This is a genomic window from Massilia sp. BHUDP2 (assembly GCF_046236355.1).
GTDB lineage: Bacteria > Pseudomonadota > Gammaproteobacteria > Burkholderiales > Burkholderiaceae_D > Telluria > Telluria varians.
The window spans coordinates 1,458,926-1,473,922 of record NZ_JBJUVW010000001.1; the positions used below are offsets into that span (position 1 = coordinate 1,458,926).

Consider the following 14,997-nt stretch of genomic DNA (forward strand, 5'->3'; position numbering starts at 1 on the left):
CATTCCAGAAGAGACCATCGTGAAACTCAGCTCCCTTTGCCTGACCCTTGCCGCCGCATTCGCCATCGGCAGCACCAGCGCCCACGCCGGCGTCATCACCGTCGCCAGCCCCAACGTGCCGGTCGAGATCTGCGATACCTGCACGGTCAGTTCGACCCTGAACGTGGAGCGCCATGGCCGCGTCCTGGACGTCAACGCACTGGTCAACATCACCCACGGCTGGGATGCCGACCTGGTGCTGAGCCTGAGCCATGACGGCATGACCGTGCTGCTGTCGAACCGCCAGGGCGGCTCGGGCGGCGCCAACTATACCGATACCCTGTTCGACGACGGCGCCGCCATCAGCATCGCCGAAGGCTATGCCTATGCCCCTTACACCGGGTCGTTCCGGCCGGAGGAGGCATTGGCCGCCTTCATCGGCCACAACGTGTTCGGCGCCTGGACCCTGACGGTGGTGGACAGCGAAGCGGGCGACGCCGGCAGCATCGACGGCTGGGCGCTCACTGCCGAGGTGCCGGAGCCCGGCTCGCTGGCCCTGTTCGCGTTGGCGGCGCTCGGCCTGGGCGGCGCGCGCCGCCGCAAGCTCAGGTAAAGCGGGTCGCGAAGCGGCTCTCGATCAGGCCGGCCTTGCCCGGCTGGGGGCAATCGTGTCCGGATCCGGACGGTGAGCCTTGCGCATTGGTCAGCGAGTGGCCATAATCGCCTGCTGACCTGACCTTGCGTCCCCCGCATCGAATGAACGAACCGCTCGCCTTTCTCGGTTTCAGCACCACGCCGCTGGAACTCATCTCCTTCCTGCTGGCGGTGACCACCGTGCTGCTGAACATCCGCCAGAAGCACTGGGCCTGGCTGTTCTCGATCGCGTCGTCAAGCACGTACGCCGTGGTCTTCTTCGAGGCCAGGCTGTATGGCGACATGGGCCTGCAGTTCGTGTTCATCGGCGCCTCGGTATGGGGCTGGTACCAGTGGCTGCACGGCGCCGGCGACCGGCCGCTGGTGGTCACGCGCCTGAAGCCTGCGGGCTGGGGCTGGTCCATCGCCGCCTGGGCCATCGGCTTCGTACTGCTGTCCCAGTTCCTCGACCGTCTCACCGACACCGATGTGCCGCATGCGGACGGCTTCCTGACCGCCGGCAGCCTGGTGGGCCAGCTCCTGCTGGGCCGCAAGAAGGTGGAGAACTGGCTGGTGTGGATCGTGGTCGACGTGCTCTACGTCGGCCTGTACATCTACAAGGACCTGCACCTGACCGCCATCCTGTATGGGGTGTTCGTGGTGCTGGCCTGGACCGGCTGGCGCGCCTGGTCGAACATCGCGCGGAGGGATGCGTGACGCCGAAGCCGATGCGCATCGCCGTGCTCGGCGCCGAATCGTCCGGCAAATCGACCCTGTGCGACGCCCTGGCGCGGCGCTACGGCACCGTGTGGGTGCCGGAATACCTGCGCGAATTCGTCGATACCCACGGCCGCGTGCCGGACGAAGAAGACCAGTACCCGATCGCCTGCACCCAGCGCGCGCGCGAGGACGAGGCGGCCGGGCGCGCCGCAGGTTTCCTGTTCTGCGACACGACGCCCCTGATGACGGCGCTGTACAGCCGCCAGTACTGGGGCCGCGTCGACCCGCAACTGGCGCGCCTCGCCGGCAGCCACGACTACGCCTGGACCCTGGTGACGGCGCCCGACAGCCCCTGGGAGCCGGACGGGCTGCAGCGCGAATCGGAAGAGGTGCGCCAGACCGTGCACCGGATGCTGGTCGAGACGCTGCAGGCGCGTGCCATCTCCTACGTCCTGCTCGAAGGCAGCTTGGAACAGCGCTTGCGCCAGGTGGAGGGTCTGCTGGGGCGTCCTGCTGACTCTTTGTCTCTTGATTGAGGTGGATTTAGGAGACAAGCGGTTACATTTGCCTTTTTGTTGCCGTATGGTATTAGAATGTTTTTCTCAGCTTTGACAACTACGGCGGTGCGCTGTGAAAAACTGGATAGGCCGCCTGCTCGGCGGCACCGAAAAGGAGACCGCTGCCTCAGCCGCCACTGATGCGGCCGCGGTGGCAAATGAGACCGATATGGCGGCCGATGTGGACGCTGCCTACTACCGTTGGCTGGCCGCCTCGAGCGGCACCAACGCCAGTCCGGAGATCGAACGGCAGATCCTCGACGAGCTGCGCGCCCTCACGGACGACCCCGAAAGCGCCTCCGGCCTGGTGCCGCGCGTGCCGGAACTCGTGACGCAGCTGCTGGGCGCCCTGTCGGACGAGAACATCTCCACTGCCGCGCTGTCGGCCGAGGTGGGACGCGACCTGGTGCTGGTCGCCGAAGTGATCCGCGAGGCGAACAGCGCCTACTACCGGCCGGCCAAACCGATCGAGACCCTCGACGGCGCGGTGACCATGCTCGGCCTGAACGGCCTGCGCATGCTGCTGGCGCGCATTGCGATGCGCCCGCTGATCCGCGTGAAGGTGCAGGGCGTCGCGCGCCAGGTGGCGCCGAACGTGTGGCGCCATTCCGAGCGCTGCGCCTTTGCCGCCAGCGTGATGGCGCCGGGCCTGTCGGCCGGCGTGTTCGAATCCTACCTGGCCGGCCTGATGCAGAACGTGGGCCTGCAGGTCGCGTTCCAGATCGCGGACCGGGTCTGCCAGGGCAAGGTGCCCGGTTCGGGGACCTTCGGGATCGAACTGTTCGAGGCCAGCCGCCAGCTGTCGGCGGTGATCGCCCGCCACTGGGACTTCCCGGCCGAGGTGGTCGAGGCGATCGCCTGGGCAAGCGACCCGGACGGGCCGCACCTGGCCCAGGCGCTGACCCAGGGCGACCGCATCGCCAAGCTGCGCCTGCTGCTCGATGCAGAGGTGATCGAGCCGGACGACAGTTTCGTGACCGCCGGCCTGGATGGCTTCCAGCGGCGCTGCCTGGGCAAGCTGGCTGAGCTGGCCGACTGAGTATGCGTTGACCGTAGGGGGGCGGGTCTCCCGCCCACGCGGTGATAGTTGGCAGCAAGATCATTCTGCGCGAAAGCGGAGCCGACATCGATCACCGCGTGGGCGGCGAAGCCGCCCACCCTACAACTCCTTAGAAGTCGAACTGCGCCGACACCCTGAAGGTGCGCGGCGCGCCCGGCAGCAGGTAACCGCCCAGCGACTGCGTCACGTCGCGCCAGTAGAACTTGTCGAACACGTTGTCCACGCGGGCGCGCAGGATGGTGTTCATCCCACCCACGCGCAGCGCATACGAGGCCCCCAGCGCGGCCACGTGGTAGCCCGGCACGACGGCGCGGTTGGCCGGGTCGAAGGCCTTGCTTCCCGAGTACTGCCAGGTGGCGTCCACTTTCAGGCCGCGCAGCGCCGGCACCGCGTATTCCACCCAGGCGGTCGAGCGGAACTCCGGCACGTTGGTCACGCGCTTGCCTTCGACATCGAGGTCGCCGGTGCCGGTCTGTTCGGCGTCGAGCGCCATCAGGGACAGGCTGTAGTTCAGGTCGGAATTCAGTTTGCCCTGGGCCGCCAGTTCGACGCCGCGGTGGCGCTGCTGGCCGGCGCGCACGAAGAGGTTGGCGGCGTTGACGTACTCCAGGCCCTGGCGAATGTCGAAGGCGGCGGCCGACAGCATCACCGCATTGCCCACCACGCCCTTGACGCCCACTTCCACCTGCTTCGAGCGGCTCGGCGGCAGCACGCTGTTTTCGTTGGCGGTGCCCATTTCGGCGATGCCGCCGTGCTGCAGGCCGTGGCTCAGCGAGCCGTAGACGCTCCAGTCGCGCGCCGGCTTGTAGACCAGGGCGACGCTCGGCAGCACGAAGGAATCGTCGGCATGCACCCAGCCCTGTTCGATCTCGGCCAGCTCGTCACGCTTGAGCTTTACCCAGCGCAGGCCGGTGTGCAGCGTGATCTTGTCGGACAGCGCCGCCACGTCCTGCACGAACAGCGCGCTTTCGCGGTCGCTGCGGCGCTCCATCACCGGGCCGGTACGCGGATTGCCCGGGGCCGGATCGACGGCCTGGTTGTTCCAGATGTTGCTGTAGCCGGCGTAGTCGTAGACGTATTCGCCGAAGCTGTCGTGGCGCTCGGACAGGGCGGCGCCCACGGTCAGCTGGTGGCGCACCGCGCCCGTGGCGAAGCGGCCCTGCAGCATGGCCTGCAGGCCCCACGGTGTCCGGCGCTCGCCCACGCTCTGGTAGTCATACACGTCGTAGTCGCCGTTCGAGCAGTAGCCCGGATAGAAGCCCTCGCCCTCGTTGCTGCAGCCGTAGGGGAATGCGGTGTAGTCGTCGCGCTTGAACCAGTGCTTGTTGGCCTTGACCGTGGCGGTCCAGTCCGGGTTCAGGCGGTATTCGAAGCGCAGGCCCAGGTTGCTGCTGTCGGTCTCGACCGGCCTGGTCCAGGGCTGGTCGTTCAGCAGGGTCTTGGCCGATACGCCGGTCGGCAGGACTTCGTTGCGCAGCAGCTGGTAGCCAGGCGCCGTGATCTGCGCCTTGTGCTGGTGGTCGACGTCGAGCTGGAGTAGGGCGTCCGGGCTGATCTGCCAGTCGAAGGCGGCGGAGACGAACTGGCGCTCGCCATCGGCGCCGCGCACGTAGGACTTCAGGTCCTCGGCTGCGGCATTGATGCGATAGCCGAAGCGGCGGTCCTCGAAGCGGCCGCCCAGGTCGATCGAGCCGTGCAGGGTGCCGCGCTCGCTCGCTTCCACCAGGATGGATCGCAGCGGCGCATTGGTCGGGCGCTTGGTGACGAAGTTGAGCATGCCGCCCGGCGCCGCGACGCCGGCCTGCAGGCCGGCCAGGCCGCGCAGCACTTCGATGCGTTCCTTGTTCTCCAGCGGGATCTGGGTGTCGGCGGAAATCGCGATGCCGTCCTTGCGGTAGCTGGTGGCGTTGTCGAGGGCGAAGCCGCGGATCGAGAACTGCTCGGCATAGCCGACCGCGTTGTAGGCGTCGCCGATCGAAGCATCGTAGCGGGCGGCGTCGGTCACGTTGCGGATCGACAGGTCCAGCATCTGGGTGCGGTTGATGGCGGTGATCGATGCCGGGGTATCGAGCAGCGGCGCGTCGGAAAAACCGCCGATGCTGGCGCGGTCGCTGGCGACCCAGCGGCTGCCGGTGACGACCACCGAGGCCACGCCGTCAAGCGCTTGTGCGGATGCGTTGGTGGAGAAGGCCTGCAGGATGGCGCAGGCAATCAGGGAGTACTTCAGCTTGGATGTCATGGTTTGCTCGTCTTCGCGCGCCACATCAAGCATGGCGCGCTGCTTTCATTAAAAAAGCCGGAGCCAACGTGGGGGAAGGGCAAACAAGGATGGGAACTGCGTTGCGCTTTCCTTCGCTGGCATTATCCAGATCAGGTACGAAGGGTATCTCTCACCCGGCAACGCGCTTCTCGCGCATGCCAGGACCCCTAGCGAGGCGGCAGTGTAGCACGGACACGGGAGGCCGTGGTGAATGTGGCAAGACGGGCCGGAACTCAGGACGCCATGGCGTCTGTGGGGGCGGCCGCGGGTGCGCAGGGAAGGGTCACCACGAAGGTGCTGCCCAGGCCCAGTCCCGGACTGTGCGCGCTGACGGTGCCGCCATGCAGTTCGACCAGGCTCTTGACGAGCGCCAGGCCGATGCCCAGGCCACCTTCGTTGCGGCCCGGCGTGCGCGTGACCTGGCTGAAGGAGTCGAACACCCGGCCGAGCATTCCGGCCTCGATGCCGACGCCGTTGTCGTGCACGCTGATCTCGGCGCGCTCGCGTCCGACGTGCAGGGCCAGCCGGATCTCGCCGCCTTCGGGCGTGTACTTGGCGGCGTTGACCAGCAGGTTGGCGACGATCTGTACCAGGCGCTTGTGGTCGCCCAGCACGACCGGCCCCTGCGGCGGGAGGTCCGCATGCAGCCGGTGGCGGCGCTGCCTGAACAGCGGGCGGGTCTGGTCGAGGGCGTCGTTCAGGACCAGGCACAGGTCCACGGGCGCGCGTTCCGCCGCGATCAGGCCTTGCCGCACGCGCGACACGTCGAGCAGGTCCTCGACCAGGTGGGTCATCGTTTCCACCTGGCGCCCGATGATCTCGGCGGTGCGATGCTGCTGCGCGGCGTCGGCGCCGCCTGGCAGGCGCAGCAAGTCGGCCGCCGCCCGGATCGGGGCCAGCGGATTACGCAGCTCGTGCGCCAGCACCGCCATGAAGCGGTCCTTGTGCGCGTCCGCTTCGCGCAACGAGGCCAGGGCCCGTTCCAGCGCCTGCTCGGCGCGCCGGCGGGCGGCATCGGCGCGGTTCAGGCGCAGCGCCGCGTGCCAGGTGCTCGCCACGATCAGGGCCACGATCCCCCAGACCAGCAGCGCGATGCCGGTTTCGGTGTCGATGGTATCGAAGTGCAGGGCGAGCCAGACCAGCGCGCCGAGCAGGACCGGCATGGCGATGGCCGACAGCAGCAGCCGGCGCGCCATCTGCGCCTCTGGGGTGTGGCCGGCGACCGCCGCCATCATTCCTTCGGAAGGCCGTGCGGCCAGGGCGCCCAGCGGCAGCAGGATCAGCACCAGGGCCGTCAGGATCGAGGTGCCGCTGCCGGGCAGCGACTGGTACAGGAAGGTGTCGCGGAACATGTAGCTTGCCAGCGTGAGCGCGGCCAGGGACAGCACCCCGAGCGCCAGCCATTGCGCGAGCTGGACATGGCGCGCACGGGGCAGGGCCAGGAGGCTGATGCCCATGCCGAAGAACATCGCCGCGGTCAGCGGCGACGACAAACGCCACCAGCCGGCATGGTCGGCAATGAAGGACGCTGCGAATGGCCAGTCCAGCCGCGCGCTGCCATGTGCCAGCAGGATCGCAGCCGCCATGACGGTCACGAGCAGCGCCGGTGCCGGGCCGAAGCGGGTATCGGCGCCGCGCCCGTGCAAAGTGAGTGTGCCGCTGGCGAGCAGGGTCAGGGTGGCGGTCAGCGGGACCATGGCCGGCAAACCGGCGAAGACGGAAACGAGCGAATCGATGCCGGCCGCCCACCCCAGCAGGCAAATGGCGGCGATGAGTGCGCAGGCGCAGGCGACGAGGCGCGGCAAGGCGGGCATGGGGACGGCGGGCGACGCGCGGCTGTCGGATGTCGAATGGGCTCGAGAAGGCATGTCCCATCATCATAGTCGGAATGCCCGGGCCGGCGCGCCGGATTCCGGCCTTGCCGGCACGCCCCGGATGGGACAGACGGGATGGCGGGCGGCCGCGACGAGCCGCCCGGCCTCAGGCCTCGGCCGTGGCCGGCGCCGCGACCGCGCGCGCCTGGGCGCTGGCGGCCGGCACCATGTGGCGCAGCATGGTGGTGCGGGTGGAGTCGCCGATGGCGCGCCAGTATTCGCGGCGCTGGGCGGCGCGCTTGCGGTGCTTGGACGGCATGTCGGCCAGCGGCTTGAGGTAGAAGGGCAGGCGGATCAGGTAGCTGCGGCCCGGCATCTCGACCCCGCCGAGAATCTTCCAGAAACCGTCGTAGGCATTCTCGAAGTGCTTCAGGTCGGCCGGATCGTAGGCGATGTGCGAGGTGCACTTGATCGCCACCACCTGGTCGATGCCCAGGGCCTGCGCCACGCCCTGCATCGCGGCGAAGCAGAAGAAGCTCGGCGAGTTGTTGGGGAAGGCTTCTTCGAAAGCGTCGAAGGCGGCGCCGGAGTCGAGCCAGCGGCCCTGGTTGCGGGTCACGAAGGGCACGGTGGGCAGCTCGCTGCCGGCCAGCTGGCCGTCGATCCAGGTATAGGACAGGCGGTGCAGGTACTTGCCGTCGGCGACCAGCGAGATGGTAAGGTCGCCCTCGGCATCGTGGCGCGGCGCCATCTCGAGGCGCAGCAGGAAGCTGTGCTCGCCGGTGTCGTGCTGCCACAGCGTGAGCCCGCCGCCGCCGTAGACGGCCTGGTGGTAGGCATTGCTGAAGGCGGCGTCCTCGAAGCGGTAGTGCGACAGCACGCACTGCACGCGCTCGCGCGCGCTCAGGTCGCGCGCCAGGTAGCTGCGGTGGCTCAGGTGGTGGAACAGGTCGTCGTTGGGGGCGGCCGCGACGAAGCGGCGTACCAGGTCGAGGCGGCACAGGGCCTGGTGCTCGCGCCAGTAGCGCAGCACGCGCAGGCTGCGCACGATGCTCAGCATCCAGGAGGCAGGCGTGTACTGGCTGCGGCGTGCAATCCAGTGCTTGGTCAGGTGAGCGAAAATCATGTGAGCGCTCCAGTCGGCGTAAAGTTGCGGGCGCCACGGCGGCGCCACTGCTTTATCTTCGATGCCCGCTACATGAGTACTCGGAAAACCTGCTGCGCGCTGCAGTGGGTTTCAGGAGGCCGCAACTGTAGATGGGCTTGCATCGCAGAAATCACATTCTGCCACGCAATTTGCCAGGATGCTAACTCGTGCTGTGGTAATACGGAGAACGCTGGGGGATGGAAATGAAACCGCTGGGACGGGTTGCGTTCATGTCGTGTCTCTCTCTCGTGGTTCGTCTTGCTTGTTCTTGCTTGTTTTTCGCCTGTTTTGCGACTTTTTGTTTTCGCCTGACAAGCATACAAGATTACCATGTTTGTGCGGCGACACGCTTCCGATTCATCATCGATAATTGCGCCAGACCGAACCAGACCGGAGGTGCGAGATGGCGTATGAACTTTTTTACTGGCCAGGTATACAGGGGCGTGGCGAGTTCGTCCGGCTTGCCCTGGAAGAGGCGGGGGCCGAGTACGTGGACGTGGCGCGCCGCGAGGGCGGCATGGACCTGCTGCTGTCGGCGCTCGAGACCGAAACACGTCCCTCGTTCGCGCCGCCTTTCCTGCGTGCCGGCGAGCTGACCATCGGCCAGGTGGCGAACATCCTCCTGTACCTGGGCGAGCAGCATGCGCTGGCGCCCCGCTCCGATCCGGGCCGGCTGTGGACCCACCAGCTGCAGCTGACCATCGCCGACCTGGTCACCGAGATCCACGATACCCATCATCCGATCGCCACCTCGCTCTACTATGAAGACCAGAAGCCGGAAGCGCAGCGGCGCGCCGCCGACTTCATCGAGACGCGCCTGCCCAAGTTCTTCGGCTATTTCTCGCGCCTGCTCACCAATCCCGAGCAGCGCGACTGGCTGGTGGGCGACAAGCCGAGCTATGCCGACCTGTCGCTGTTCCAGGTGATCGAAGGCCTGCGCTATGCCTTCCCGAACGCCATGAAGCGGCTGGAGGGCGAGTATCCGGCCCTCGGCGCGCTGCGCGACCGCGTGGCGGCGCGGCCCAATATCGCGGCCTACCTGGCCTCGCCGCGCCGCATCCCGTTCAACCAGAATGGGATCTTCCGCCACTATCCCGAACTCGACGAGTAGTCAGTCCCACCCAGGTGCGAACTCGGGGCTGACCAGGCGTTCGCCGCGGTCCAGCGCATCGATCGCAAGCAGCTCGTCCTGCGTCAGCACCAGACTGCCGGCGGCCAGGTTGCTGGCCAGGTTGGCGCGTTTGGTCGACGAGGGGATGACGGCATAATCCCTGGCCATCAGCCAGGCCAGCGTCACCTGCGCGGCCGTGGCGCCATGGCGCGCGGCGATTCCCTTGATGACCGGATCATCCATCACCTTGCCGTAGGCGAGCGGCATGTAGGCGGTGACGTGGATGCCCATCTCGCGTGCGAAGGCGGCGACCGTCCGGTTCTGCAGGTAGGGATGCAGCTCGACCTGGTTGGTGGCGATGTTGTGGGCGCCGACCGCATCGATTGCTTCCCGCATCAGGGCGATCGGGAAATTCGAGATGCCGATGGCTCCCGTGAGACCCTGTTCGCGTGCGCTGAGGAGGGCCCCCATCGATTCGGCCACCGGCACCGCGGCGCCCGGCGAAGGCCAGTGGATCAGGGTGAGGTCGACCTGCTCCAGGCGCAGCTTGCGCAGGCTTTCCTTCAGGCTGGGCACCAGGACCTCGCCAGCCAGGTTCTCCGTCCAGATCTTGGTGGTCACGAAGACCTCGTCGCGCGCGAGCTTCGACGCCGCCAGCGCGCTACCGACTTCGGCTTCGTTGCCGTAGATCTGGGCGGTGTCGATGTGGCGGTAGCCCAGTTCGAGTCCGTTGCGGACCGAATCGATGGCCTGCTGGCCCTGCAGGCGGAAGGTGCCGAGGCCGAGTTGTGGCATGTGCATGGTGAATCCTTTCATTGAAAAATCAGTGGGTGGCGACGGCGTGCTGCCGAGCCACCTTGGCTGGCAGGCCGTCGCGGCGGTCCAGCCAGCGCGCCAGCGTGGTAAGAAGGAAGGCGCCGACGACGATCAGGGCGCCGATCGGGGGCGTGGCCATCAGTCCGAATTTGGCGACGATCAGGCCGCCGCCCCAGGCGCCGAAGGCGATGCCGACGTTGAAGGCGGCGATGTTCAGGCCGGAGGCCACGTCCACCGCGTGCGGCGCATCGCGTTCGGCGCGCTGCACCACGTAGACCTGCAGGCCGGGCACGTTGCCAAAGGCGACCGCGCCCCAGGCCAGCACGGTTCCCAGGACCAGCCACTTGTTGGGCGCGGTGAAGCCGAGCACCAGCAGCACCAGCGCGAGCAGCGCGAACACGATCTGCAGCGCCGGCAGCGGGCCCTTGCGGTCGGCCAGCTTGCCGCCCCAGATGTTCCCGGCCGCGACCGAGACGCCGTAGACCAGCATCACCAGGCTCACGCTCGATGCGGCAAAGCCCGAGACTTCCTGCAGGATCGGCGCCAGGTAGGTAAAGGCGATGAAGGAGCCGCCGTAGCCGAGCGTGGTCATGGCATACACCAGCAGCAGGCGCGGCTTCTTCAGCACCGCGAGCTGGGTCAGGAGGCTCGATGGCTTGCTGCCGGCGATGTCGGCCGGCACCAGGATCCAGCTGCCGACAATCGCGATCAGGCCCAGCAGCGACACGGCGAGAAAAGTCGCCTGCCAGCCGAAGTGCTGGCCGATGAAGGTCCCGAGCGGCACGCCGGTGACCAGGGCCACGGTCAGGCCGGTGAACATCAGCGCGATCGCGCTGGCGGCCTTTTCCTTCGGCACCAGGCTGGTCGCGATGGTGGAGCCGATCGAGAAGAACACGCCGTGCGCGAGGCCGGTCAGCACGCGGGCGGCCATCAGGGCGGCGTAGCCGGGCGCCATCCAGGCCACCAGGTTGCCGATGGTGAAAAGCAGCATGAGGCCGAGCAGCAGCTGCTTGCGCGGCACCCGGCCGGTGAGGGCGGTCAGCACCGGCGCGCCGACGGCGACGCCGAGCGCGTACAGGCTTACCAAGAGGCCGGCGGACGGCACCGACACATTCAGGCTGGCGGCGATGGTGGGAATGAGGCCGACGATCACGAACTCGGTCGTGCCGATGGCGAAGGCGCTCAGCGTGAGCGCCCAGAGGGCGAGTGGCATGGGGTTCTCCTTTGTATGCCGGGGGATTGATCCAGGCCTCGCAGTGTGCCGCTTCGGACTGCGCAGAAAAATGCCTTGGCGTACAATTCACTTTTGACGTGGAGTCACGAATGATCGATGTGGAAGCCTTGATTGCATTCGCTGCAGTCATAGATACGGGATCGTTCTCGAAGGCCGCCGAGCGGCTCGGGCAGACGCCCTCCGGGGTGTCGCGCACCATCTCGCGGCTCGAGGACCACCTGGGCATGACGCTGATGCACCGCACCACGCGGCGCCTGCAGTTGACGGAAGAGGGCGGCTGGCTGCTGGGGCGGGCGCGCAGCCTGCTGGCCGACCTGGCCAATACCGAGCTGGAGGCCGCCGCGCGGCGCTCGCAGCCTTCGGGCCTGGTGCGGGTGAACGCGGCCACGCCGGCGCTCGACCACTTGCTGGCGCCGCTGCTGCCGGCATTCCTGGACCAGTATCCGCTGGTGCAGCTGGAGCTGGTCAGCGGCGAGACCTACGTCGACCTGATCGAGGAACGGGCCGACCTGGCGATCCGCATCGGCGCGCTGCCCGATTCGACCCTGAACGCGCGCCGCCTGGGCAGCTCGCGCCTGCGCGTGCTGGCGGCGCCGGCGTATCTCGACAAGCATGGCACGCCGGCCAGCGTCGACGCGCTGAAGGAGCACCGCACGCTCGGCTTCACGGCGCCTGCCCTGCTCAACACCTGGCCGCTGCGTCACGCCGGCGGGGAAGGGTGGACGGTGGCGCCAAGCGTGGCGGCATCGAGCGGCGAGACGGTGCGCCACCTGGCGCTGGCCGGGGCGGGCGTGGCTTCGCTGTCGGATTTCCTGACGCGCGCCGATGTGGCGGCCGGCAGGCTGGTGCCGGTGCTGGAAGAGGCGAGCCTGCCGTGGACCCAGCCGGTGTGGGCGGTGTTCTATAAACAGGGATCGCTGGCGCCGCGCGTGGCCGCCCTGGTGGACTTCCTGGCGCGGCGCCTGGAACAGGTGCTGGAGCGCTGAAGGATCAGGCCTCGAGCGTTCCGGCGCGCTCCAGCCGCTTGTAGTAGATCAGCGAAAACGCCACCGGCACCAGCGCCGACGCCACCATCGCCACCACCGCCACCGCCCCCGGCAGCACGCCGAAGGCCGCCAGCAGGGGCAGCAGGCCGCCTGCCACCATGCTCTTGGCCGCCAGCCGGTGCGTGGCGTACCACACGCGTTCGTTCGCCAGCGTCCATGGCGTGCGGATGCCGAGCCAGAAGTTGCGGCGCACCTTGCCCATTACGTTGCCGAGCAGGACGAACAGCAACCCCAGCCCGCCCAGTACCGCGCGGTCCATCGGAAAGCCGGGCCGGTATGCGGCCCACAGGTGGACGCACTGGAGGTAGGCGATCAGGCAAACCATGAGCATGCCGCTGAACCACCAGGTGCTCTCGAAACCGTCGATTGCAAAGCGTTGCGGCGATATCTTCGGCAGGACCAGCCAGAGCGCGGCCAGTCCCAGCAGGAAGGCGGAGTGGATGAGCAGCATGTGGCGCTCGTCCCAGCCGTCGATCTCGCCGCCGGCATTCCAGTGCACCGGCACCCGCGCCGGCAGTTCCGGATAGATCGTTGCGGCCATGCCCAGCACGATCAGCAGCGCCGCCAGGCACACCAGGATAAAACGCTTCTTCATCATTTTTCTCCCCTGGCGCCGCGCGCCATGTCCATCGACCAGGCCAGCACGTCCTCGAGCACCGTGGTGTCGAGCGCATACCAGATGGTCTGCCCCTCGCGCCGGCTGGTGATCAGGCCGGCCGCCTTGAGCACTGCGAAATGATGCGACATGGTCGGCTTGCTCATGTCGAAGCGTGCCGCCACCTCGCCCGCGCTCATCTCTTCGTGACGCAGCAGGCGCAGGATCTCGCGCCGCGTCGGATCGGCGATCGCCTTGAACACCTCGTTCAGCGGTCCTGCCATGTTCGATCGCTTTCTAATTAGATGACTGTCTAAATACTAGGGCCGGCACGGTCCCAGGTCAAGCTTTTTAGGGATGGCCAGAACCTTCGCCCGGCGCTAGTGTCTGTACGCTTGTTCCCAACCGAGGAGACCGCCATGAGCACGCTAGAGAACACCGTCAAGCCCGTCGAAGACGGCATGCACACCATCACGCCCCACCTGGTCTGCGCCGGCGCCGCCGACGCCATCGCCTTCTACACGCGCGCCTTCGGCGCCGAGGAAGTCATGCGCCTGCCCGGGCCCGGCGGCAAGCTGGCCCACGCCAGCGTGCGCATCGGCGATTCGATGCTCATGCTGATGGACGAATTCCCCGACTGGGACGCCACCGGCCCCACGGCGCTGGGCGGCACGCCGGTCACCATCCACCTGTCGGTGCCGGACGTCGACCACGCCTTCGAGCGCGCGGTGGAGGCGGGCGCGATCGCGCGCATGGCCCCAGCCGACATGTTCTGGGGCGACCGCTACGGCGTGGTCGAAGACCCGTTCGGGCACCGCTGGTCGATGGCTACACATATCCGCGACGTCTCGCCCGAGGAGATGGCCGCGGCCATGCAGCAGGGCTGTCCTTGAGGGATTATCATGGCGGTCGCCCAAGCACAAGAAAGAGACTGCCATGAACGACAAAGACATCCTCCGCATTGCCGCCTTCTCCGACGGCGACCAGGGCGGCAACCCGGCCGGCGTCTGGATCGGCGAGGCGCTGCCGTCCCCGTCCGAGATGGGCTCGCTGGCGCACGCCATCGGCTTTTCCGAAACCGCCTTCGCCGCGCCGCAGCGTGCCGGCTCGACCGGGGCCTGGCGGGTGCGTTATTTCTCGCCCGAGTCCGAAGTGCCGTTCTGCGGCCATGCCACCATTGCGCTGGGCGCCGCGCTGGCGCGCCGCTTCGGCGACGGCCGCTACGAGCTGGCGCTGAACGCGGCCACCATCTCGGTCGAGGGACGGGTGGAGGGTAGCCGGGTGGCGGCCAGCCTGCAGTCGCCGCCGACCAGGAGCAGCCCGGCGCCCGCCGCGCTGGTCGACGCCGCGCTGGCCCTGTTCGGCTACACCCGCGCCGACCTCGACGAACGCATCCCGCCGGCCCTGGCCCACGGCGGCGCCGACCACCTGGTGCTGGCGCTGAACAGCCGCGCCGCGCTGGCCCGCATGGCCTACGAGCTCGACGCCGGCCGCCGCCTGATGAACGAACACGGCCTGGTGACGGTGGTCTTCGCCTGGGCGGAAACGCCGCAGCTGTTCCATACGCGTAATCCCTTCGCCTCCGGCGGCGTGCTCGAGGACCCGGCGACCGGGGCCGGCACCGCGGCTTTCGCCGGCTACCTGCGCGACCTCGGCTGGCCGCACGGCGGACGCATCGAGGTGGTGCAGGGCGAAGACATGGGCATGCGCTCGCGCCTGTCCGCCGACATCGGCCTTGACGCGGGTGGATCGATCCGGGTGTCCGGCACGGCGCGCATGATGTAAACACGCTGCGGCGCTGACCGGGCGGCGCTGATTGTCAAATAACTATTGGTAAGTGTGACGACATTGTTAAGTACGCTCGTGCTTTCGTGTAGGAGAAATCTTGCAAAACTGTCGGAGTAATCTTGCAATCGTGTAGGACAAACAGAGGGCAAAAAGTGCTTCAGCTCAGCAATTAGAATATTGCTGAGCGGATTGATAATTTGAATCAAGCAAGTTTCGTTTCATAATTTCAATCCGGAG

At 67.6% G+C, this 14,997-nt stretch carries 15 protein-coding genes and 1 riboswitch; of the genes, 8 read left to right on the forward strand and 7 right to left on the reverse strand.

Features of this window, described 5'->3' with window-relative positions:
- The first annotated feature begins 19 nt into the window (after window positions 1-19).
- The 4 genes from ACK6C6_RS06535 (at window position 20) to ACK6C6_RS06550 (ending at window position 2,928) form a co-directional block, all read left to right on the forward strand.
- Complete coding sequence (locus tag ACK6C6_RS06535; RefSeq protein ID WP_409266479.1) at window positions 20-592, forward strand: proprotein convertase P-domain-containing protein; 573 nt, start codon at window positions 20-22, stop codon at window positions 590-592.
- A 143-nt stretch (window positions 593-735) separates the two neighbouring features.
- Window positions 736-1,329 (forward strand): nicotinamide riboside transporter PnuC, encoded by a 594-nt coding sequence (pnuC, locus tag ACK6C6_RS06540; protein WP_409266480.1) that lies wholly within the window; start codon window positions 736-738, stop codon window positions 1,327-1,329.
- An 11-nt stretch (window positions 1,330-1,340) separates the two neighbouring features.
- Window positions 1,341-1,868, forward strand: a complete 528-nt coding sequence (locus tag ACK6C6_RS06545) for an AAA family ATPase (RefSeq protein ID WP_409267309.1) — start codon at window positions 1,341-1,343, stop codon at window positions 1,866-1,868.
- A gap of 190 nt (window positions 1,869-2,058) precedes the next feature.
- Window positions 2,059-2,928 (forward strand): HDOD domain-containing protein, encoded by an 870-nt coding sequence (locus ACK6C6_RS06550; RefSeq protein WP_409266482.1) that lies wholly within the window; start codon window positions 2,059-2,061, stop codon window positions 2,926-2,928.
- A 130-nt stretch (window positions 2,929-3,058) separates the two neighbouring features.
- Here the strand turns inward: ACK6C6_RS06550 and ACK6C6_RS06555 are convergent, their stop codons facing one another.
- The 3 genes from ACK6C6_RS06555 to ACK6C6_RS06565 all read right to left on the reverse strand — a co-directional run bounded on the left by ACK6C6_RS06555 (window position 3,059) and on the right by ACK6C6_RS06565 (window position 8,149).
- Complete coding sequence (locus ACK6C6_RS06555; protein WP_409266483.1) at window positions 3,059-5,188, reverse strand: TonB-dependent siderophore receptor; 2,130 nt, start codon at window positions 5,186-5,188, stop codon at window positions 3,059-3,061.
- Window positions 5,189-5,279: 91 nt separating this feature from the next.
- A riboswitch (TPP riboswitch) is annotated at window positions 5,280-5,388 on the reverse strand.
- Between the two features lie 54 nt (window positions 5,389-5,442).
- Window positions 5,443-7,077 carry an ATP-binding protein gene (locus ACK6C6_RS06560; protein ID WP_409266484.1) on the reverse strand — a complete coding sequence of 545 codons (1,635 nt, stop codon included), beginning with the start codon at window positions 7,075-7,077 and terminating at the stop codon, window positions 5,443-5,445.
- Between the two features lie 112 nt (window positions 7,078-7,189).
- Complete coding sequence (locus ACK6C6_RS06565) at window positions 7,190-8,149, reverse strand: DUF535 family protein (protein WP_292045610.1); 960 nt, start codon at window positions 8,147-8,149, stop codon at window positions 7,190-7,192.
- Between the two features lie 424 nt (window positions 8,150-8,573).
- On the opposite strand from ACK6C6_RS06565, the gene ACK6C6_RS06570 reads away from it, so the two are divergent.
- Window positions 8,574-9,281: a glutathione S-transferase gene (locus tag ACK6C6_RS06570; protein ID WP_285378915.1), complete on the forward strand. Its 708-nt coding sequence runs from the start codon at window positions 8,574-8,576 to the stop codon at window positions 9,279-9,281.
- On the opposite strand, the gene dkgB is transcribed toward ACK6C6_RS06570, so the two are convergent.
- A complete protein-coding gene (gene dkgB, locus ACK6C6_RS06575) occupies window positions 9,282-10,082 on the reverse strand; it encodes a 2,5-didehydrogluconate reductase DkgB (protein ID WP_409266486.1) in 801 nt (266 codons plus the stop codon).
- Between the two features lie 22 nt (window positions 10,083-10,104).
- Window positions 10,105-11,310 (reverse strand): MFS transporter, encoded by a 1,206-nt coding sequence (locus ACK6C6_RS06580; protein WP_409266487.1) that lies wholly within the window; start codon window positions 11,308-11,310, stop codon window positions 10,105-10,107.
- Between the two features lie 110 nt (window positions 11,311-11,420).
- On the opposite strand from ACK6C6_RS06580, the gene ACK6C6_RS06585 reads away from it, so the two are divergent.
- Window positions 11,421-12,317 carry a LysR family transcriptional regulator gene (locus ACK6C6_RS06585; protein ID WP_409266488.1) on the forward strand — a complete coding sequence of 299 codons (897 nt, stop codon included), beginning with the start codon at window positions 11,421-11,423 and terminating at the stop codon, window positions 12,315-12,317.
- Between the two features lie 4 nt (window positions 12,318-12,321).
- Here the strand turns inward: ACK6C6_RS06585 and ACK6C6_RS06590 are convergent, their stop codons facing one another.
- Entirely contained in the window at window positions 12,322-12,972 is a 651-nt protein-coding gene (locus ACK6C6_RS06590) for an SdpI family protein (RefSeq protein ID WP_409266489.1), read from the reverse strand.
- The gene (locus ACK6C6_RS06595; protein ID WP_229412980.1) at window positions 12,972-13,256 is read right to left on the reverse strand and encodes an autorepressor SdpR family transcription factor; all 285 of its coding nucleotides are present in this window, start codon (window positions 13,254-13,256) and stop codon (window positions 12,972-12,974) included. Before ACK6C6_RS06595 ends, ACK6C6_RS06590 begins: the two co-directional genes overlap by 1 nt.
- Before the next feature lie 135 nt (window positions 13,257-13,391).
- Here ACK6C6_RS06595 and ACK6C6_RS06600 point away from each other — a divergent pair, with 135 nt between their 5' ends.
- Together ACK6C6_RS06600 and ACK6C6_RS06605 are read left to right on the forward strand one after the other, a co-directional pair.
- Window positions 13,392-13,865 (forward strand): VOC family protein, encoded by a 474-nt coding sequence (locus ACK6C6_RS06600; protein WP_209586027.1) that lies wholly within the window; start codon window positions 13,392-13,394, stop codon window positions 13,863-13,865.
- 43 nt (window positions 13,866-13,908) lie between these two features.
- Window positions 13,909-14,757 carry a PhzF family phenazine biosynthesis protein gene (locus ACK6C6_RS06605; RefSeq protein ID WP_409266492.1) on the forward strand — a complete coding sequence of 283 codons (849 nt, stop codon included), beginning with the start codon at window positions 13,909-13,911 and terminating at the stop codon, window positions 14,755-14,757.
- The last annotated feature ends 240 nt before the right edge of the window (window positions 14,758-14,997 follow it).

Excerpts from the sequence above, each read along its gene's own strand:
- pnuC (WP_409266480.1), top strand. The coding sequence starts at position 736 with ATGAACGAACCGCTCGCCTTTCTCGGTTTCAGCACCACGCCGCTGGAA.
- ACK6C6_RS06545 (WP_409267309.1), top strand. The coding sequence starts at position 1,341 with ATGCGCATCGCCGTGCTCGGCGCCGAATCGTCCGGCAAATCGACCCTG.
- ACK6C6_RS06550 (WP_409266482.1), top strand. The coding sequence starts at position 2,059 with ATGGCGGCCGATGTGGACGCTGCCTACTACCGTTGGCTGGCCGCCTCG.
- ACK6C6_RS06555 (WP_409266483.1), bottom strand. The coding sequence starts at position 5,188 with ATGACATCCAAGCTGAAGTACTCCCTGATTGCCTGCGCCATCCTGCAG.
- ACK6C6_RS06560 (WP_409266484.1), bottom strand. The coding sequence starts at position 7,077 with ATGCCTTCTCGAGCCCATTCGACATCCGACAGCCGCGCGTCGCCCGCC.
- ACK6C6_RS06565 (WP_292045610.1), bottom strand. The coding sequence starts at position 8,149 with ATGATTTTCGCTCACCTGACCAAGCACTGGATTGCACGCCGCAGCCAG.
- ACK6C6_RS06570 (WP_285378915.1), top strand. The coding sequence starts at position 8,574 with ATGGCGTATGAACTTTTTTACTGGCCAGGTATACAGGGGCGTGGCGAG.
- dkgB (WP_409266486.1), bottom strand. The coding sequence starts at position 10,082 with ATGCACATGCCACAACTCGGCCTCGGCACCTTCCGCCTGCAGGGCCAG.
- ACK6C6_RS06580 (WP_409266487.1), bottom strand. The coding sequence starts at position 11,310 with ATGCCACTCGCCCTCTGGGCGCTCACGCTGAGCGCCTTCGCCATCGGC.
- ACK6C6_RS06585 (WP_409266488.1), top strand. The coding sequence starts at position 11,421 with ATGATCGATGTGGAAGCCTTGATTGCATTCGCTGCAGTCATAGATACG.
- ACK6C6_RS06590 (WP_409266489.1), bottom strand. The coding sequence starts at position 12,972 with ATGAAGAAGCGTTTTATCCTGGTGTGCCTGGCGGCGCTGCTGATCGTG.
- ACK6C6_RS06595 (WP_229412980.1), bottom strand. The coding sequence starts at position 13,256 with ATGGCAGGACCGCTGAACGAGGTGTTCAAGGCGATCGCCGATCCGACG.
- ACK6C6_RS06600 (WP_209586027.1), top strand. The coding sequence starts at position 13,392 with ATGAGCACGCTAGAGAACACCGTCAAGCCCGTCGAAGACGGCATGCAC.
- ACK6C6_RS06605 (WP_409266492.1), top strand. The coding sequence starts at position 13,909 with ATGAACGACAAAGACATCCTCCGCATTGCCGCCTTCTCCGACGGCGAC.